Raw genomic sequence first — 19,987 nt, 5'->3', positions numbered from 1 at the left:
TTGACATATCGGAAAAACTAATTATGATAAAATATTTTCTGCCATAAAATTAATGGAGGATTTAATATGAAAAAGGCTTTTCTTTCATTTATTACTTTGATTATTTTCACAATCACATCAAAAGCAGGAGAGATTACAGTTTATGCTGCTGCGGATTTGACATATGCATTTACAGAAATTGAAAAAGTTTATGAAAATAAATTTCCAAAAGACAAACTTAAAATCATCTACGGCTCATCTGGTAAAGGATACACACAAATAATAAATGGTGCTCCTTACGATATTATCTTTTCTGCCGATATGGGTTATGTTGAAAAGCTAAAACAGCAAGGTTATATAATTTCAGAGGTTAAACCTTATGCTGTTGGAAGAATAGTTTTATGGACATTAAAAAATAGCGGTATTGATGTTTCAAAAGGAATTAACACTGTCTTAGACCCAAAAGTCAAGAAAATAGCTATTGCAAATTGGGAGCACGCTCCTTATGGAATTGCAGCAAAGGAATGCTTAGAACATTATAAACTTTTTGATAAAGTTAAAAATAAGCTTGTTTTAGGGGAAAATATTAGTCAAACAGCTCAGTATGTTGAGACAGGTGCCGCCGATGTTGGATTTATAGCATTATCTATTGCTAAAAGTGATAAATTAATGAGAGAAGGAGTTTATTATCTGCTGCCGGATACCTGCCATAAGCAAATATTGCAAGGAGTGGGAATCTTGAAAAATGCTTCATCAGACAAAGAAAAATTAGAAACAGCAAAAAGATTCTTTGATTTTATGAGCACGCCGGAAGCAAGAAAGATAATGATAAAATACGGTTTTGTTTTACCGGGAGAAAAAGATTGAATAGAGTTTTTGGAGAGATTATAAAAATAGATTATAAAGATAACTTCTCTGTTGCTGAAGTAAATACTAATCTTGGCAATTTGTTTGTAGCAGTATTAGAAACTCCTGAAACAGCAAGCTATCTTAAAGAAATGAAGTCTGTTAATCTTCTGTTTAATCCAACGGAACTTTTGATATTTAAAATTAAAGATGAAAACTTGTTAAACATGTTTGATTGTAAAATCATGGAGGTTGAAAAAGGAAAGCTACTATCGAATATTTTATTAGAAAAAGAAGGTATAAAATTAGAAAGTTTAGTTTTAACTAAACAAGCTGATAAATATGATTTAAAAATAGGAGATAAGGTCTTTTGTCATATAAAACCTACAAGTATATTTTTTGAGGTAGTTTGAAGTTTGGATTTTTTGGAGATTATTAAGCAGATAGATTTTGAGCCATTTTATTTAACGTTTAAGCTTGCATCTTTAACGACTATTATTTTACTTATAATTGGCATTCCTGTAGCATGCTTTATAGCATATTCAAGATCTAAATTTAAATCTTTCTTTGAAACAGTTATTGCATTGCCTCTTGTGTTACCGCCATCAGTTTTAGGGTTTTATCTGCTATTAATACTAAGCAGAAATGGATTTCTTGGAAGTTTTTGGGAAAAGTATTTTGGACATCAGCTTGCTTTTCATTTTGAAGGAATTTTGATAGCTTCAGTAATATTTAGCTTTCCTTTCATGGTTCATCCGTTGGTTTCTGGATTTAAAAGCATTGATAAAGGTATGATAGAAGCATCTTATACTCTTGGGAAATCTAAATTAAAAACGCTTTTTAAAGTTATTCTTCCTAACATAAAGCCGTCAATTTTAAGTGGCATTACTTTATCCTTTGCACATACTGTTGGTGAGTTTGGAGTTGTTTTAATGGTTGGTGGTAGTATAGACGGAGAGACAAAGGTTGTATCAATTGCAATTTATGATGCAGTAGAAAAGTTAGATTATACATCTGCCCATGTTTATTCGGCAATTCTTTTTGGATTTTCGTTTTTTATTTTGCTTGTGGTTTATATGTTTAATAGTTCAGGATTTGGGGTAAAGAGGTGAAAATGTAAAAGGTTTTTTTGTTCTCTAATATTCAGATTAGATTTTATTTTAAAGTTTTTTCTTTTTGTTTGCCGATTTCGTCTTTTATCTCCATAATTTCTGTTAGGATTAGATATAATAAATCTTTATCTGACCTATCTACTCTGTCTATCAAAAGCTTTCTTATTAGTACTTCATTTTCTTTCTCTCTCCCTTTTAACTCTCTTTTTATTTCTTCTAAATCATTATCTATTTTGTCTATTTTTACTTTTAACTTTATCTGGTCATTTTTAATCTCTGAAACTTCTTCTTTAACATATTCAAAGTTCTTTTTTAACACTTCCGTGTCATTTTTTAATACTATTAAATCTTGTTTTATTTCTTTTGTTCTTTCATCAAACAATTTATATAGAACATTCTTTACGAAGTTAACACCATCTTTCAATATCTCATAAATGTTTCCTATATCCATAGATTTAACCTAAAAAAGATTTTTATTAAATAATAATATATCACAATCTACTTCTTTACAAATATAATTCAAGGTTTAAGAAAGACTGTTGCTAAAATTCCGGTAGCTAAAAATAAAATAATCTTTGTTCGTCGTCCTGATTCTGTAAAGTCAAAGGATCTCATTCTTTAAAAAAGTGAGAAAGTAAGAAAGTGAGAGGTAAAAGTGGGAGGTTCTTCACTGTAGCTGCAAGATGACAAAAAAGTAAAAAATAAGATTTTTCTCACAAATGTAAAATGAAAGCGTAATCTATGCAATTCTAAACTTTAGAATTTTTTGGAACACACTTATTCAAATCTACTTATTTATATATATAATTCAACTTGCATAAAATAAAAAGGTGAATAATCAATTAGGCATTGCAGGTAAATGGACTTGAAAACATTTTGATTATTAAAAACCTCTCACCTATTCACTTATTCTCTCTCACTTTAATAAAGAGGTGAGCCATGAAGCCCACCCTATTTGATTTATATTAATAAGTTCTTTCTTGCGGTTGATATTTTGTGATTTTTACTTCAGAGTATTCTACTTTTGGACCTTCTGGTGTGTAATAAGATAAGCTGTGCTTTAAGAAATTTTCATCATCTCTGTTTGGATAGTCTCTTCTTGCGTGAGCACCTCTGCTTTCTTTTCTTAACACTGCCGTTGTTGCGATAGCCTCAGCAAGGTCTAAGAGATATCCAAGCTCTATGTAGTTTATAAGAGCTGTATTGAAGATTTTTCCGCTATCACCCGGAGCAAGGAGTTTATATCTTTCTTTTAACTCCTTAATTTTTTCTATAGCTTCAAGCATTGGTTTTTCTTCTCTGAAAATTCCAACTTTATCCCACATTGTTTGAGCAAGCTCAATTCTGATGTTATTTATGTTTTCTTTGCTTTCTTTTTTAAGAAGTTGTTCAATTTCTCTTCTTGCTCTTTCTTCTTCTGCTTTTAAGTTAAAGTTATCTGCTGATTTGCTTCTTGCATACTCAACTGCAGCAGCTCCAGCCGGTTTTCCGAATACTACTAAGTCAAGTAAAGAGTTTCCCCCAAGTCTGTTTGCTCCATGAACAGAAACACATGCACATTCACCAACTGCAAACACACCATTAACGCCTGTCATACTTGTTTTATAGTCTCTTACATCAATACCACCCATAGAGTAGTGAGCTGTTGGTCTAACTGGAATTGGCTCTTCTATTGGGTCAACACCTTCAAAATCTATGCATAACTGTCTAATCTGAGGAAGTCTTGATTTGATTTTTTCAGCTCCAAGATGTCTAAGGTCAAGGTGGACGTATGCCATCATTCCTTCGCCCCAACCTCTACCTTCAAGGATTTCTGTCTCTATAGACCTTGCCACAAGGTCCCTTGGACCAAGCTCCATCTTTTGTGGAGCATATCTTGCCATAAATCTTTCGCCTTTATTGTTGATTAAGTATCCACCTTCACCTCTTGCACCCTCTGTAACAAGTATACCAGTAGACCTTAATCCTGTTGGGTGGAATTGAACAAACTCCATATCTTTAAGCGGAATGCCCGCTCTGTAGCAAATAGCCATTCCATCACCGGTTGAACCTATAGCATTCGTGTTTCTTACCCAGTAAACTCTTGCATAGCCACCTGTTGCAAAGATAACGGCCTTTGCTTTTATTGCATGCACTTCGCCACTTCTTATATCTATAGCTATAACACCTTTGGCTTCGTTGTTATCTATGATTAACTCTGTTACAAACCATTCGTTTAAAAATTCAACATCATTTTTTAAGCATTGTTCGTATAATGTATGTAAGATTACGTGTCCTGTTTTATCTGCTGCATAGCATGTCCTTGGAAATCCAGCGCCACCGAAAGGTCTTTGTGCTATTCTTCCATCTGGCAATCTTGAAAATGGAACTCCTAAGTGTTCTAATTCGTATATTCTTTTTGGAGCTTCATAACACATAAATTCTATAGCGTCTTGGTCTCCAAGATAATCACTACCTTTTACAGTGTCAAAAGTATGAACTTCTGGGCTATCTGATGGGTCAAAGTTTGCAAGAGCAGCATTAATTCCACCTTGGGCTGCACCTGTGTGAGACCTTGTTGGATAAACTTTTGTAACAACCCCTACTTTAACATCTTTTGCTTTGCTTGCTTCAAGTGCAGCCATTAATCCAGCTCCACCGGCTCCAACTATTAAAACGTCATAGCTTAGCATTTTAGCTCCTCCTGATAAAATAAAACAATGTTTTATTATAAAACAATATAAAAATATTTTCCAGTAGTTTTCATGTAAGATGTGAAACTAAGGTTGCCATATTTGATTTAGCTGAGAAACTTTCTTTATAGTGATTATATTTAATTTACTATCTTCCTTTTGCACAGGACATAAAACATTTTTTATTCCAAGCTTTTCACACTCTTTTAATCTGATGTCTGTGTAGTAAACAGACCTAACTTCACCTGTTAGACCTATTTCACCAAAAACTGCTGTTTTTTCTGGGATTGGCAGATTTTTATAAGAAGAATAAATGGCTGTTGCTACTGCAAGGTCTACTGCAGGCTCATCAATATTTATTCCACCAACTACGTTTACAAAGATATCTTTATCTTTTAGATTTATTTTTAACTCTTTTTCTATAACAGCAATGATTATAGAAAGTCTATTTAAATCAATTCCTTGGGCTCTTCTCTGTGGAACAGGATAAAAAGTTTTAGATACAAGAGCTTGAACTTCAACAAGTATTGGTTTAGACCCTTCTGTAAATGGAAAGATTACGCTACCGCTTGCAGATTCTGGCTTTTCTGCCAAGAAGAAAGAAGAGGGCTGTAGAACTTCTTCCATTCCTTTTTCTGTCATGTTAAAAACTGCAAGCTCTCCGGAAGAGCCAAATCTGTTTTTTATCACTTTTAAGATTCTGTAAGCATAACCTCTTTCACCTTCAAACTGAGCTACTGTATCTACCAAATGCTCTAAAACCTTTGGACCTGCGATGCTTCCTTCCTTTGTAACCTGACCTACTATCAAGGATATTATTGATTTAGATTTTGAAATTTCTGTTATTTTACTGCTTACATACTTAACCTGACTTACAGAGCCGGCGGGAGATTCTAAATTTTCTGAATAGACAGTTTGAACAGAATCTAAAACTATCAAATCCGGCTTGATGTTTTCAATAGCTTGTAAAATTGCTTCAAGATTTGTCTCAGATAAAATATAAAGATTTTCTTTTAGGGCATTTAATCTTTCTGCTCTAATGTAAATCTGATACTGAGATTCTTCAGCTGATATGTATAAAACTTTTTTATCATTTGCAAAGTAAGATGAGATTTGTAAAAGTAGTGTAGACTTACCAACCCCCGGCTCACCGGAGACAAGAACAACCTGACCATCTACAAATCCACCGCCAAGTGCATTATCTAAGCTTTCAAATCCTGTTGAATATCGCTTTACTTCTGCTTCTTTTTTTAACTTTGTTATTGGCAATGCTTGAGAAGTTGATTGTGGTTTGAAAACTGTTTTTGTATCTTGTTTTATCTCTTCAACAACAGAATTATACGCACCACATACAGAACACCTTCCTACCCACGTTGGATAGGTTGCCCCACACTCATTACATACATAAATTGTTTTTACCTTATTTTTCTTCATTTTGCATATACTTTAATGCTTCCATTTTTGCTACTTTATCACAGTATTCATTTTCAGGATGTCCGTTATGTCCTTTAATCCAATATGCTTTTACATTATGTCTTTGTAAAAGCTGGTCTAATTTTTGCCATAAATCTATGTTAAGCACATCTTTCTTATTTGATGTTTTCCAGCCGTTTTTCTTCCATTTTTCAAGCCAGCTGTTTATACCATCAACTACATATTTGCTATCAGTGTAAAGCTCTATATTATAGCTATTTTTAATCTTTTCAAGGGCTTTTATTACTGCCATCAATTCCATCCGATTGTTCGTAGTTTGCTTTTCTCCACCTTTTACAATAGCTTTTTTTTCTCCGTCTGTTATGATACTACAATAACCACCGGGTCCAGGATTTCCAAGACTTGAACCATCGGCAAAAATTTTTATTGTTTTCATCTTTCCCTTGATGTTTAAAATTTAAATTTGGTAAAATCTTATCAAAAAAGAGGAGAAAACTCAATGATAAAGGCAATTTTAACAGACATAGAAGGCACAACAACGCCAATCTCTTTCGTAAAAGATGTATTGTTTCCTTATTCTTATGAAAAAATAGAAGAGTTTGTAAAAAACAATCTTCAAAATCCACAAGTACAAAAAATTATAGAAGATGTAAAGAAAGAGATTAATAAAAGTGATGCTTCTTTGGAAGAGGTGATAGAAAATCTTAAAAGTTGGATAGTTGAGGATAAAAAAATTACTCCTTTAAAAGAGTTGCAAGGGCTGATTTGGGAAGAGGGTTATAAATCTGGTAAACTGCAGGGCTTTGTATATCCGGATGCTTATAATAAGTTAAAAGAATGGTTTGATTCTGGAATAAAGATTTTTATATATTCCTCCGGTTCTGTAAAAGCTCAAAAGCTCTTGTTCTCTAATACAAATTATGGAGATTTAAATTATCTATTTTCTGGCTATTTTGATACCAACATCGGAAATAAGAAAGATAAACAGTCTTATGTAAAGATTGCAAAGGAGATAGGATTTAGTCCTTCAGAGATTTTATTTTTATCAGATAATCCGGATGAAATAATAGCAGCTGCTTCTGCTGGATATAATGTTATTAGACTTGTAAGACCGTTGGATGCTGATCATATAGATAATTTTCCATACAAGCAGGTTGAAAGTTTTGATGAGATAGAGATTGGGAGGGTGTGAGTGTGGGATTAAGCTATCAGAAAATGGTATAATTATCAAGCATCAGGCAATTACGTCTTTGCCTGTCATTCTGAAGCCGGCGAAGAATCTCATATTTTTTCTTTTCAAGTCAAAAAATCAAAAAAGAGATCCTTCAGACTTCGCTCTCAGGATGACTAGGAAAGGCAAATTTAAAAAATTTTGGAACACCCTCAGTCCTCAGGATGACAGAGAAAGTGAAATAGTATAGGCAATCATGAATTACCATACACATTATACGTTAACGATTGCCTTATTGGTTATTCTGTAGCTGGCAAATTCTACCTTTTACTTACAAACTCCTCTAACTTCTCTTTAAACCCATCTACCGATACATTCTCATCTACGCCTAAAATTTCAAGAAGCTTACCTATGCTTATCCATTTTTTCAATACCATTCCCTGGGTAAGAAGCTTTTCAAATGGTTCATCTACGGATACTAAACCTATATCCTTCAAAAACTTAGTGAAAAATCTTGAATATAAAAGATGTAAAACAGCATGCTCTATACCGCCAATGTATATATCAACCGGCATCCAGTAGTCAACTTTTTCTTTATCAAAAGGAAGTTTGTCATTTTTTGGGTCGCAGTATCTTAAAAAGTACCATGAACTGTCAACGAATGTATCCATTGTGTCGGTTTCTCTTTTTGCCGGCTTTCCACACTTAGGACAGGTTGTATTGACAAACTCTTCCACCTTTGACAACGGAGATCCACCAACTCCTGTAAATTCTACATCCTGTGGAAGGACTACAGGTAAATCTTCTTCTGGCACCGGAACTATTCCACAATCATCACAGTAAATAATAGGTATAGGAGTGCCCCAGTATCTTTGACGAGAGATGTTCCAGTCTCTTAGTTTATAGTTTATGGTTTTCTTTCCTAAACCTTTTTCTTCCAAATATTTTGTAATCTCCTGCTTTGCTTTTGAAGATTCAAGTCCACTAAATTCTCCTGAGTTTATTAAAATTCCTTCTTCTTCATGCGCTGATTTTTCAAAATCCCATTCTTTATCTTTTGGCTGTACTACTACTTTTATAGGAAGGTTATATTTTTTTGCAAACTCAAAATCTCTTTCATCATGAGCCGGAACTGCCATAATTGCTCCTGTTCCATATCCCCAAAGTATATAGTTTGCTGCATATATAGGAATCTCTTCATTTGTAAGTGGATTTATTGCATACTTTCCTGTAAACACGCCTTCTTTTTCTTCAACAATTCCCCTTTCTTTTGTAGACATTGCTTTGATTTTATCTACGAAAGCTTTAACTTCTTCAAAATATGGAGTGTCTTTTGCAAGGTCTAAAACTAGAGGATTTTCTGGTGCCAATGCCATAAACGTAACGCCAAAAATAGTGTCCGGTCTTGTTGTAAAAACTTCTATGTAGTCTGATGAATCTTTAACCGGAAATTTTATCGTTGCTCCTTCTGATTTTCCTATCCAATTTTCTTGCATAATCAAAACTTGTGAAGGCCATTTTCCTTTTAGTTTTTCTAAATCTTCAAGAAGCCTTTCTGCATAGTCTGTTATCTTTAAATACCAAGACGGAATTTCTTTTTGAACAACAGGAGTTCCACACCTCCAACATTTTCCTTCAATAACTTGTTCGTTTGCCAGTACTGTTAGGTCATGCGGACACCAGTTTACAATTGCTGATTTTCTGTATGCAATTCCTTTTTCAAACATCTTTAAGAATATCCATTGGTTCCATTTATAATATTCCGGATTGCAGGTAGTCACTTCTCTGTCCCAATCATAAGAAAAGCCAAGTCTTTTTAATTGTTGTCTCATATAGTCTATGTTTTCATAAGTCCATTTTGCTGGATGGACGCCGTGCTTTATTGCTGCGTTTTCTGCAGGCATTCCAAAAGCATCCCATCCCATCGGATGAAGTGTATTTTTTCCTGCCATTCTATAATATCTGTTTACTATATCACCTATTGCATAGTTTCTCACATGTCCCATATGGATTTTTCCGGATGGATACGGAAACATTTCAAGAACATAATATTTATTTCCTTCTTCCTCTTTTGTTTTGAATATTTTATTTTCTTCCCATTCTTTTAAAAAACTGTTTTCAATTTCTTGAAAGTTGTATTCCATCTTCTAAACCTCTTTAAACTTTATTCAGATACTCTAAAGGTTATTACATTATCATCTTTAACCTTTCCGGAAAGACTTTCATAAGATGAATAGTAGTAAGGCGTAAATGCTTCAAACTCTGCCGCACACGTATCAACAACTTTATAGCTTACCTCTATTCTTCTTTTTCTAATCTCTTCCTCTGTTGTTTTTAGAAGTCTTGCAAGCTCTCTATCAGAAAATCCCCATTGCTTAGCTTTTTCAAGCTCTTGGTCTGTGATTGTGTTTATATCCTTTGTAGATAAATAAAGCTCATAATCTATGATTTCTTTGATTTGACTTAAAAACCATTTATCTATGTGAGATAATCTGTTTATCTCATCTATGCTATAGCCTCTTCTAAAACCTTCAGCAATATACCAAAGCCTGTCTGGATTTGGCTTTATTATTTTTTCTTTTAATGTTTGCTCATCTTTATTTTCCAATCCCATGTAGAATCCATATCTTCCAAGTTCAAGACTTCTTAACGCTTTTTGCAGACTTTCTTTAAACGTTCTTCCGATAGCCATAACTTCGCCGACGGATTTCATCATGGTTGTAAGGGTTGGGTCTGCTTCTGGGAATTTTGCAAAATCAAATCTTGGTATTTTTACAACTATATAATCTATCGTTGGTTCAAAAGATGCCGGTGTTTTTTTAGTAATGTCGTTTGGCAGTTCATCAAGCGTGTATCCAACAGCGAGCTTTGCTGCAATCTTTGCTATTGGAAAGCCTGTAGCTTTTGATGCCAAAGCTGATGAACGAGAAACCCGTGGGTTCATCTCTATTACATAGAATTCGCCGGTTTTTGGATTTTGTGAAAACTGAACGTTAGAACCACCTGTCTCAACCCCAATCTCTCTCATTACCGCTATAGAGTAATTTCTTAAGATCTGATATTCTCTATCTGACAGCGTTATTGCAGGAGCAACTGTTATACTATCTCCTGTATGAACGCCCATTGGGTCTAAGTTTTCTATTGAACAGATGATTACACAATTATCATTTTTATCTCTCATAACTTCCATCTCAAACTCTTTCCAACCAATCACCGACTCTTCAAGTAGCACTTCATGAATTGGAGATGCATCAAGACCTGCTTTTACTTTTGGATAAAATTCATCTCTGTTGTATGCTATACTACCACCTGTACCACCAAGTGTAAAAGATGGTCTTATGATTACCGGAAAGCCTATCCAATCAATAACTTCTTCAGCTTCTGCAATAGATTTTACTACTGCACTTTTTGGCATAGACAGACCGATATTTTCCATAGCTTTTTTAAATAAATCTCTATCTTCTGCTTTTTTTATGACTTCATACTTTGCACCTATAAGCTCAACGTTGTATTTATCTAAAATTCCTTTTTCATACAAATCTATTGCAAGGTTTAATGCTGTCTGTCCACCAAGTGTGGGAAGTATTGCATCCGGTCTTTCTTTTTCTATGATTTTCTCTAATACCGGTGTAATCAATGGTTCTATGTATGTTTTATCTGCTATGTTTGGGTCTGTCATGATGGTTGCTGGATTTGAATTTACGAGAATAACTCTATATCCTTCTTCTTTTAATGCTTTTGCTCCTTGCGTTCCTGAGTAGTCAAACTCTGCAGCTTGACCGATTATTATCGGACCTGACCCAATAAGCAGAATCGTTTCTATATCCGTTCTTTTAGGCATATTCTACCTCTGATAAATTTTAAATATATATTTTATCATTCTTGGGACTTTGATAGAGAGTTAAGAGTAAGGATGCTTTAAAATTTTAACTAAGTCTAAAAATTAAATAGCGTTTTGATTACTATTTCAAAGCCGAGCAAAGAATCTCCGCCTTTGTCCCTCTACAGTGTCATTCTGAGCGTAAGCGAAGAATCTCCGTCATTTTACTTCTCACTTATTCACTTTCTCACTTTCTTTGAAAGAGTAGATCCTTCGGACTTATGTCCTCAGATGACAGGCAAAAGTAAAGTTATATCTACATATACATTCTATATCTTAAAAAAATTTTGCAGCATTCTCAGTTAAGAAAAGGTTGTATTATTTTACGATACCGATCAATTTAGCCAAAAATTCTAAGGAATTTTGATTTAAAATTACTATAATAGCGATTAAAATTATGACTGCATTTCTTAAGTCTTTCTTGAATTCTACTCTTGTTATTTCAATTTCTTTTCTAACGATATCAATCTCCTTCTTAAATTCAACTTCCATCGTTTTCATTTCTTGCCTTAATAATTCAATATCATACTTAGAAGCAAGCTCTTTTTTAAGCTCCTCCGAGATAGAGATTTTCAATTTTTCTTCAGAAGACTCTAAGGATTCATTAATAGATTTTTGTAGTATCTCAACAGCTTTTTGAGCATCTTCTTTTCCGAGTACTTTTTCAAACATCTGATATACTTCAAGTGGTATTCCATATGCCATAATTAACACCTCTTGTGTTGACTGCAATTTTAATATAAATCCATAAAAATAATTTTACAATAAAATACGTTGTGTGAGAGATTAAATAAAAGTGAGAGAAGGAGTCAGCGAATAAGATTTTTTAAACACTCTTTAAAAAATCTACGCTAATAGTCTTTTCTCCAACTTTTTCAAACAGTACAGTTGCATTTTTTCCAACTATTTTTTTAACAACACCTTTACCAAAGACATCATGTTTAACAAGCATTCCTACTCTTATATCTGAATCAAAATCAAAGTAGGATTTTGATTGAGATTTAATTGTTAGATTATGTCTGTTGCTTACGTTTGGTTGGGTTTTTTGTTTAACTGGTAGTTTTATATGTTCTTTGATATCATCAATAAATTGAGACCTTTTAGTTGGAACGCTTTTATTTCCGTAGCTTTTTCTTTCTTTTGCATAAGTTAGATAAAGTTTATTTTTTGCTCTTGTGATTGCCACATAGAATAATCTTCTTTCTTCTTCAAGTTGGGTTGGGTCGTCAAAGGCTCTTCCGCTTGGGAATATTCCTTCTTCAAGACCTGCTACAAAAACAGTATCAAACTCTAATCCTTTTGCTCCATGAACTGTCATTATTTTTGCTTTATTTTGATTGTCTATTGTATCTTGTGCTTGCATTAAAGCTGATTCTTCAAAAAACTGGTCTAAGGTTTTTCCTTCTTTTTCTGCCTCTTCCAATGCAATTATTAACTCGTTTATGTTTTCTACTCTGTCTTCCCAATCTTTTTCATATTCTTTTTGTAAATATTCTTGATATCCTATCCTTTCTACTATTTCTTTTGCTGTTTTTGAAGGACTGAATTTAGCATTTTCTAACACATATTCCATAAGCTCTAAATATTCTTGTAATTTTATCTTTACAGATTTATTAAACCTTTCATAACTGTCTTTTAAGGCTTGAATCCAATCTGTTTTAAAATTAGATTTGATATATTCAAGACCTTTGTCTCCAACGCCTCTTGGTGGAACTGTCAATGACCTTTCAAAGCTTGCATAGTCTTTTGGATTTACTGCAAGTTTTAAGTAAGCTAAAATATCTTTTACTTCTGCTCTTTCAAAGAATTTAAGCCCGCCAATAACCTGATAAGGAATTCCGTTGCTGATAAAAGCTTCTTCAATATTTCTTGTTAAAAACGTCATTCTTACAAGAACTGCAAAATCACCGTAAGAACCATCTTGTGCAAGTTGTTTTATTTTATTTGCTATAAATCTCGCCTCTTCTTTCTCATTTTCTAATGGAACCAAAAATATGTCTTCTCCTTCCTCCTTATCAGTCCAAAGGGTTAAAACTTTTCCTTTCCATTTTCCTTTTGATTTTGAAATAACTGCATTTGCACAATCAAGTATCTTCTTTGTGCTTCTGTAATTTCTTTCTAATTTAACTATCTTTGTACCGGGAAAATCTTTTTCAAAATCTAAAATATTTTCTGGATGTGCTCCTCTCCATGTGTATATACACTGAGCCGGGTCTCCAACAACGGTTATAGTGTGCTTATCTCCAACAAGAAGTTTTAAAAGTTTATGCTGAATTCTGTTTGTGTCTTGATACTCGTCTACGAGGATATAATCAAACTTATTTCTCCATCTTTCTAAAACTTCTGGATGATTAGACAGGATTTTGACTGTTTTGATAAGTAAATCATCAAAATCAAAAGCATTGCTGTTTTTAAGCTCTTCTTCGTATTTCTCAAAAACGGTTTTTATATAACTGTTTGAAATGCTATAAATTTCAAGTTGGTCTTCTGGATTATCATCTTGTTTTATTTTTGAAATGATATCTTTTATTTTGTCTGGTTTAAATTTTTCTTCATTTAAATTTAAATCTTTTAAGACTTTTTTGATTAATTTTTTACTGTCTTCTTCATCGTAGATGACAAAATTTCTATCATATCCTATGTTTTCTGCTTCCATTCTTAAAAATTTTGCTGCAAAGCTATGAAAAGTCATCACCCATTGAGGCTTTTCTCCGATAGCTTTTTCAATTCTTTCCTTCATCTCTTCAGCTGCTTTGTTTGTAAACGTAATAGCAAGAATTCTGTTTAACGGAATTCCGTAATGTTTGACTAAATACATGATTTTATGAGTGATAACTTTGGTTTTTCCTGAACCTGCTCCGGCCAAGACCAATAAAGGAGAATCAAAATGTAAAACAGCTTCTTTCTGTCTTTCGTTTAAACCTGAAAGGATAGGGTCGTTTAACAAATTCTGTTCCTCTCTTTTCCTCTTAAAAAGCTTTCTATATTGAGATATATTTCTTTAACAAGCTTATTTCTTGCTTCTATACTTGTCCATGCTATATGTGGAGTTATTAATAACCTATCTTTATTTTTTATATGAAGTAATGGATTGTTTGGGTCTATTGGCTCTTTTTCAAGGACATCTAAGCCTGCTGCTGCGATCAATCCTTCATCTAAAGCTTTTGCTAAATCCGCTTCGTTAACAATTCCACCCCTTCCAAGATTAAGCAAAATTGCAGATTTTTTCATCAATTTTAGTTTTTCATACGTGATTAAATTTTTAGTATTTTGATTTAAAGGTGCATGGATTGAGATTATATCAGATGTTGATAAGAGCTCATCTAAGCCTTTATGTGTATAGTTTGGATTAAAATTTTTTCCGGAAGTTGAGTAATAAATTACATCACATCCAAAGCTTTCTGCTACCTGTGCAACCTTTTGTCCAATGGTTCCAAGTCCTATTATGCCCCAAACTTTACCACTTATTTCCCAAAATGGTCTGCCAAGATGTGTAAAAATAGGGCTTTTAGCATACTCTCCTGATTTAACATAATCATCGTAATATCTAAGACTTTCTAAAAGATAAAAGAGCATTGCAAAAGTATGCTGAACAACGCTGTTAGTTGAGTATCCCGACACATTAGTAACAGCAATTCCTTTTTGCTTTGCATAATCTATATCTACGTTGTTATATCCGGTTGCAGCAACGCATATTAATTTAAGATAAGGCGCATTATCCATAACTTCTTTATCAATGATTACTTTGTTAGTAATTATTATTGTCTTATCTTTTACTCTTTCTACGGCTTCCTGCTTAGAGTTTGTAATTTGATATATTTCAAGATATCCAAAGTCTCTAAAAATATCTAAATTAACATCATCACCAAGGGTTGCAGCATCAAGTATTGCAAGCTTCATTTTATTCCTCTCAAATTAATACTTAAATAGTAAGTTAAATACGTCGGAGAGTTTTCCAGAATTTTTGTAAGTTTACCTTTGCCGTCATCCTGAGGCTGTAAGCCGAAGGATCTCCTCTTTTAAAAATTCAATAAAAGTGAGAGATTCTTCGCTTCGCTCAGAATGACAAACAAGGTTATCCTTCCTATAATACTTATCAATCCGTCTTTCGCTGTCATCCTGAGGACGTAAGTCCGAAGGATCTCCTGTTTTTTGTCTTATGAAAACAAAAATGAGATTCTTCGCTTCGCTCAGAATGACATATAACGGTTATCCTTTCTCTAATACTTATCAGCCAACCGTCATCCTGAGGGCTTTGCACTTATTAAACTTTAAATAAACAATGAACTTACAGAGCTTTCTATATTTATTCTCTTAATAGCTTCTCCGATCAATTCAGCAACAGATATAACTGTCAATTTATCAAACTCTTTTCCATCTACGGGAATAGTGTTTGTAGCTATTACCTCTTGAATAGAAGAATTTTTTAATCTTTCAACGGCAGGTCCTGAGAAAACAGGATGAGTACATGCTGCAATTACAGATTTAGCACCTTTGGAAATTAACATATCAGCAGCTGCTACAATAGTTCCGGCAGTATCTATAATATCATCAATGATTACAGCATTTTTACCGCTCACATCACCAATAACATCAAGGGTTTCCACTACGTTTGGAGCCGGTCTTTTTTTATATATTATTGCAAGATTACCGCCAAGCCTATTTTGAAGCATTCTTGCCCTTTCAACACCGCCTGCATCAGGTGAAACAATAACTAAATCTTCTATGTTTTTTGCTTTTAAATACTCATATATAACAGGTAATGCAAAAATATTGTCAACCGGAATGTTGAAAAATCCTTGTATTTGGGCTGAATGTAAATCTACCGTTAAAACTCTGTGAGCCCCGGCTGTTTGAATCAAATCTGCAAGTAATTTAGCACTGATAGGCACTCTTGGTTTATCTTTTCTATCTTGTCTTGCATATGCATAGTATGGAATAACAGCAGTTATTCTATGGGCTGAAGATCTTTTTAAAGCATCTAATAAAAGTAAAAGTTCCATTATACTATCGTTTGTAGGATGGGTTAGAGATTGGATAACAAAAACGTCAGCACCTCTAACATTTTCATTTATTTGAACTCTGATTTCTCCATCACTAAATCTTGTAAGAAGAACATCGACCAATGGAGTTTCTAAGTAATTTGAGATTTCTTTAGATAGTGAGAGATTGGCATTTCCACTGATAATTTTTAAGGCTCTACTCAATTGAATCCTCCGAAGACAACTTTGATTGTAGCTGGGGAGGGAGGATTCGAACCTCCGACACCCGGTTCCAAAGACCGGTGTTCTGCCGCTGAACTACTCCCCAGTGTATTTATTTGAGTTTCGTTTTTATTAATCTCCAACCTTTAATGGCTGCAGCTTTTTCAACTTCTGCAGTTGGCCTTCCTATTACGTACACACAGCTGCCACTACCGGATACTTTCGGTGAAAATCCTAAATAATTTAAAAAATCATAAGCTTCTTTTATCTCTGGATACAAATCTAAGGCTATATTACCTAACTTATTCTCAATGTAAGCTTCTAATTTCTTTATATCGTATTCATTAATCAGAGATAATATTATATTTAAATCTCCTTTATTTGTCAATATAGATTTATCAACCTTGGAGTATACAGTTTTTGTGTCCGACTTTATGTTAGGATAGATTATAAAGATTTCCTCGTTTAAAGTTTTTGGTAAAAATGTAAGTTTTTCTCCTATGCCTTCTCCTATAGCAAAACCACCTTTTAAGAAAAACGGAACATCAGCACCAAGCTTGACAGCAATTTCAAATAATTTTTCTTCCGGCAGGATATTGTCATGTTTTTTATTTAGATAATTTAAAACAGTAGCAGCGTTAGAACTTCCACCGCCAAGACCACCACCAACCGGGATGTTTTTCTCAATAATAACCTGTAAATTTTGTTCTATGCCTGTATAACTTTCAAACAACGAAATAGCTTTATACACTATGTTTTCTTCTTGCTTTATCTCCGGCATCGAGGTTTTTACTTCTAAAAATGGATGCTCTTGAATTATAATTCTGTCATAAAAATCAAGAGTATGATATAGAGTAAAAATTTCATGATAACCATCCGGTCTTTTATCTACTATCCATAAACCTAAGTTTATTTTAGCTGGTGAGTATAATATTTCCATAGATACACCTATTTTTACCTGATTTTTTTGCTATATATAAATATTTATCGGTTTCTTCCATATCCAAATAAGGATTATCAAAATTTTCTATTTGCTTTATGCCACAGCTTATTGTAACTTTTCTATCAAGACCAAAATCAAAATTTTCTATATTTCTTCTAATTTTTTCTCCAACAACAATGGCGCCATTTATGTCTGTGTTTGGCAAAAGTATTAAAAATTCTTCTCCACCGTATCTAAAAACATAATCCGATTCTCTAATTGAATATTTTATTATAGAAGCGACCGTTTTTAATACTCTGTCACCCTCTAAATGTCCATATGTATCATTTATGCCTTTAAAATTATCTATATCTAACATAATAATTGAAATAGGCAATTTATGTCTTTTTGCATATTTAGCTGATTTATATAAAATACTATCCAGCAAAGCTCTATTGTAAACTTGTGTTAATTTATCGTAAATTGCTATGTGGCTTAGATTTTCTGTATAGATTTTATTCAATAGATAGATTAATTTTAAAGAATTATCCTCTAAATCTTTAAGAAGTAATATTTTGGTAAAATTGTCTTTACTCTCTAAGATTTTTTGAGCCATAAGATGAAATTTTTCATGCAAAGATTCTATTTCTTTGATTATATTTTTGTTATTTACTAAATTTGTCAAACTATCCCTTAACCACTGAGTGAATTCACAGTCTTCGGCAGATTTGATTTTAACATGGTTTTTCCCGGAGAATAAAAATCTCAATAATTTATTTTTTATTTTTAAATGAATATTTATTCCTTTTTCTACACTTAATACATACTCTAAACTACTATCTTTTAATATTTTTTTATCCTCTTTATAAGATAAATTAACGTAGGGTGAAATAACGATTATAAAATCAAAGCTAATTTTTTCTTTTAGAATTTCCCTTTTGCCCTCATCTTCTATCTTTTCAACAGCCCTTAGTATAATCTTATACACTTCAACAACAGAAAATTCTGAGACTAGTTTAATTAATAATCTTTCTCCCAGTCTTCGCAAAAGTTTTATTCTATTTTCATCAGGATATACAGGCAAATAATTTTTTATATACCTTTTAATGAAACGAAATAATATCTTTCTGTCTTCTTCAGATATAATTTTTAAAGATACATTTGTCTCAAAATGTTTAGAAAAATCTTCAAAAATTATCTCAATATCTTTTGAGTCTATTTTCCATTTTTCTTTTGGAATCTTTTCCTGAAACCCCCTAAGTAGTTCTTGTAGCATTCTTTTTAGCCTCATTTTTCAAATCCTTAAATATGATAACATAAATTTTTTTAACCTAAACAATCAACATAGCATCGCCGTAGCTGAAAAATCTGTATTTTTCTTTTACAGCCCCGTTGTAAGCTCTTAATATAAAATCTCTATCTGCAAATGCAGAGACTAACATTAAAAGGGTTGATTTTGGGAGATGAAAGTTTGTGATGAGTTTGTCAACGATTTTAAACTCATAAGGTGGATATATAAAGATATCTGTAAAACCTTCAGTCTTTCCAAATTTGCCGTAAGTCTCTAATGCTCTAACTACGGTTGTTCCAACAGCTACAAGGGATTTTTTATTTTCTTTAGTTTTTTTTATCATCTCTAAGGTTTCTTTTGGAATTGTAAAGTATTCTTCATGCATCTTATGTTTTGTAATATCTTCTGTTTTGACAGGCTTAAACGTTCCAAGTCCAACATGAAGAGTTATGTAAGCAATGTTTACACCTTTTTCTTTTATTTTTTCTAATAACTCTTTTGTAAAATGAAGTCCGGCTGTTGGAGATGCTACTGAACCCTCTTTATCTGCAAACACTGTTTGATAATAATCTTTATCTTTCTCTTCATCTTCCCTTTCTATATAGGGTGGAAGTGGTACATGTCCATACTTTTCTAAATCAGATTTAATATCTTTGCTATGTATTTTTACAATTGCTTTTTCATCATCTTTACTTAAAAATTCAACGTAAAAATCATCTGATATTATTATTTTTTGATTCTTTTTTAGCCTTCTTACGTTTTTTATCAAAGTTTCCCAAATGTTATCTTCAATAGGTCTAAGTAAAAAAACCTCAATATTTGCGTTTGTTTTTTCTTTTTTACCAATCAATCTCGCAGGAATAACTTTTGTGTTGTTTAAAACTAAGGTATCTCCCGGCTTTAAGTAATCAATAACATCTCTAAATATTCTATGTTCTATGGTTTTATCTTTTCTGTTTAAAACCATAAGTCTACAAGAGTCCCTTGGCTGGGCCGGATATTTTGCTATAAGCTCTTTTGGAAGGTGGTAATCAAAATCTGAAAGTTTCATTTTGATAACTTAGAGATGAGAGTTAAGATTAGCGTTAGCAAAATACTTAAAATTATAGAAGTTGTTAATGGAAAATAAAAGGTAAAGTTATCTCTTTTGATTAAGATATCTCCGGGTAATCTACCTAAGCCAAGTGGTAGTTTTTCTATGAATAATAGAAGAATGCCTATTAAGATTATAAAAAAGCCTATAAAAATTAGAGTTTTGCCTATGCTATCCATTTGTTGGTTACCTTAAAGTAAGGGAGGATGACGGGACTTGAACCCGCGACCCCAAGGGCCACAACCTTGTGCTCTGCCGACTGAGCTACATCCTCCATCAAGAGATATATATTATAATATCTATCATTAAATTTTGCAATAATTGGAGCGAGAATACTTTAAAATTCCTGCAAGTTGTATAATTTATGTGTAAAATGAGTTTAC

Annotated in this window: 18 protein-coding genes and 2 tRNA genes; 4 read left to right on the top strand and 16 right to left on the bottom strand. The window is 32.8% G+C overall.

The genetic code is table 11. The features are described from left to right. The first annotated feature begins 66 nt into the window (after positions 1–66). From modA to modB, 3 genes are read left to right on the top strand one after another with little or no spacing between them, the layout of a single operon-like run. A complete protein-coding gene (gene modA, locus SYO3AOP1_RS01295) occupies positions 67–846 on the top strand; it encodes a molybdate ABC transporter substrate-binding protein (protein ID WP_012458986.1) in 780 nt (259 codons plus the stop codon). Continuing rightward, a complete protein-coding gene (locus SYO3AOP1_RS01290) occupies positions 843–1,238 on the top strand; it encodes a hypothetical protein (protein WP_012458985.1) in 396 nt (131 codons plus the stop codon). Before modA ends, SYO3AOP1_RS01290 begins: the two co-directional genes overlap by 4 nt. Positions 1,239–1,241: 3 nt before the next feature. Next, entirely contained in the window at positions 1,242–1,937 is a 696-nt protein-coding gene (modB, locus tag SYO3AOP1_RS01285; RefSeq protein ID WP_012458984.1) for a molybdate ABC transporter permease subunit, read from the top strand. A 43-nt stretch (positions 1,938–1,980) separates the two neighbouring features. Here the strand turns inward: modB and SYO3AOP1_RS01280 are convergent, their stop codons facing one another. The 4 genes from SYO3AOP1_RS01280 to rnhA form a co-directional block, all read right to left on the bottom strand. Further along, positions 1,981–2,388, bottom strand: a complete 408-nt coding sequence (locus SYO3AOP1_RS01280; RefSeq protein ID WP_012458983.1) for a hypothetical protein — start codon at positions 2,386–2,388, stop codon at positions 1,981–1,983. A 514-nt stretch (positions 2,389–2,902) separates the two neighbouring features. Beyond that, entirely contained in the window at positions 2,903–4,609 is a 1,707-nt protein-coding gene (gene sdhA / locus SYO3AOP1_RS01275; RefSeq protein ID WP_012458982.1) for a succinate dehydrogenase flavoprotein subunit, read from the bottom strand. Between the two features lie 87 nt (positions 4,610–4,696). Next, entirely contained in the window at positions 4,697–6,043 is a 1,347-nt protein-coding gene (gene radA, locus SYO3AOP1_RS01270) for a DNA repair protein RadA (protein ID WP_012458981.1), read from the bottom strand. Then, positions 6,030–6,479: a ribonuclease HI gene (rnhA, locus tag SYO3AOP1_RS01265; protein WP_012458980.1), complete on the bottom strand. Its 450-nt coding sequence runs from the start codon at positions 6,477–6,479 to the stop codon at positions 6,030–6,032. Before rnhA ends, radA begins: the two co-directional genes overlap by 14 nt. A 63-nt stretch (positions 6,480–6,542) precedes the next feature. Between rnhA and mtnC the strand changes: the two genes are divergently transcribed. Next, entirely contained in the window at positions 6,543–7,235 is a 693-nt protein-coding gene (gene mtnC, locus SYO3AOP1_RS01260; protein WP_012458979.1) for an acireductone synthase, read from the top strand. A gap of 299 nt (positions 7,236–7,534) precedes the next feature. Here mtnC and leuS read toward each other — a convergent pair whose 3' ends face one another. The 12 genes from leuS to SYO3AOP1_RS01195 all read right to left on the bottom strand — a co-directional run bounded on the left by leuS (position 7,535) and on the right by SYO3AOP1_RS01195 (position 19,878). Further along, positions 7,535–9,358 carry a leucine--tRNA ligase gene (gene leuS / locus SYO3AOP1_RS01250; RefSeq protein WP_012458978.1) on the bottom strand — a complete coding sequence of 608 codons (1,824 nt, stop codon included), beginning with the start codon at positions 9,356–9,358 and terminating at the stop codon, positions 7,535–7,537. 20 nt (positions 9,359–9,378) lie between these two features. Beyond that, entirely contained in the window at positions 9,379–11,055 is a 1,677-nt protein-coding gene (gene carB, locus SYO3AOP1_RS01245) for a carbamoyl-phosphate synthase large subunit (protein ID WP_012458977.1), read from the bottom strand. Between the two features lie 357 nt (positions 11,056–11,412). Further along, positions 11,413–11,799 carry a hypothetical protein gene (locus SYO3AOP1_RS01240; protein ID WP_012458976.1) on the bottom strand — a complete coding sequence of 129 codons (387 nt, stop codon included), beginning with the start codon at positions 11,797–11,799 and terminating at the stop codon, positions 11,413–11,415. 121 nt (positions 11,800–11,920) lie between these two features. Next, positions 11,921–14,041 (bottom strand): UvrD-helicase domain-containing protein, encoded by a 2,121-nt coding sequence (locus tag SYO3AOP1_RS01235; RefSeq protein WP_012458975.1) that lies wholly within the window; start codon positions 14,039–14,041, stop codon positions 11,921–11,923. After that, positions 14,035–14,994, bottom strand: a complete 960-nt coding sequence (locus SYO3AOP1_RS01230) for a D-2-hydroxyacid dehydrogenase (RefSeq protein ID WP_012458974.1) — start codon at positions 14,992–14,994, stop codon at positions 14,035–14,037. Before SYO3AOP1_RS01230 ends, SYO3AOP1_RS01235 begins: the two co-directional genes overlap by 7 nt. Before the next feature lie 371 nt (positions 14,995–15,365). Then, positions 15,366–16,301: a ribose-phosphate pyrophosphokinase gene (locus SYO3AOP1_RS01225; RefSeq protein ID WP_012458973.1), complete on the bottom strand. Its 936-nt coding sequence runs from the start codon at positions 16,299–16,301 to the stop codon at positions 15,366–15,368. Between the two features lie 31 nt (positions 16,302–16,332). Next, positions 16,333–16,404 (bottom strand) — tRNA-Gln (locus SYO3AOP1_RS01220). A 6-nt stretch (positions 16,405–16,410) separates the two neighbouring features. Continuing rightward, on the bottom strand, positions 16,411–17,238 hold the full coding sequence (locus SYO3AOP1_RS01215; protein ID WP_012458972.1) for a 4-(cytidine 5'-diphospho)-2-C-methyl-D-erythritol kinase: 828 nt from the start codon (positions 17,236–17,238) through the stop codon (positions 16,411–16,413). Further along, entirely contained in the window at positions 17,213–18,496 is a 1,284-nt protein-coding gene (locus SYO3AOP1_RS01210; RefSeq protein WP_012458971.1) for a sensor domain-containing diguanylate cyclase, read from the bottom strand. The genes SYO3AOP1_RS01215 and SYO3AOP1_RS01210 overlap by 26 nt, the downstream gene beginning before the upstream one ends. A gap of 55 nt (positions 18,497–18,551) precedes the next feature. After that, entirely contained in the window at positions 18,552–19,562 is a 1,011-nt protein-coding gene (gene queA, locus SYO3AOP1_RS01205) for a tRNA preQ1(34) S-adenosylmethionine ribosyltransferase-isomerase QueA (protein WP_012458970.1), read from the bottom strand. Further along, on the bottom strand, positions 19,559–19,783 hold the full coding sequence (locus SYO3AOP1_RS01200) for a DUF2905 domain-containing protein (RefSeq protein ID WP_012458969.1): 225 nt from the start codon (positions 19,781–19,783) through the stop codon (positions 19,559–19,561). Before SYO3AOP1_RS01200 ends, queA begins: the two co-directional genes overlap by 4 nt. A gap of 22 nt (positions 19,784–19,805) precedes the next feature. Beyond that, positions 19,806–19,878, bottom strand: a tRNA-His gene (locus SYO3AOP1_RS01195). Between the last annotated feature and the right edge of the window lie 109 nt (positions 19,879–19,987).

The sequence above is a fragment of the Sulfurihydrogenibium sp. YO3AOP1 genome (assembly GCF_000020325.1).
Taxonomy (GTDB): Bacteria; Aquificota; Aquificia; order Aquificales; family Hydrogenothermaceae; genus Sulfurihydrogenibium.
Note: the sequence above shows the minus strand (reverse complement) of the source record. Positions and strands in the feature narration are given on the sequence as shown.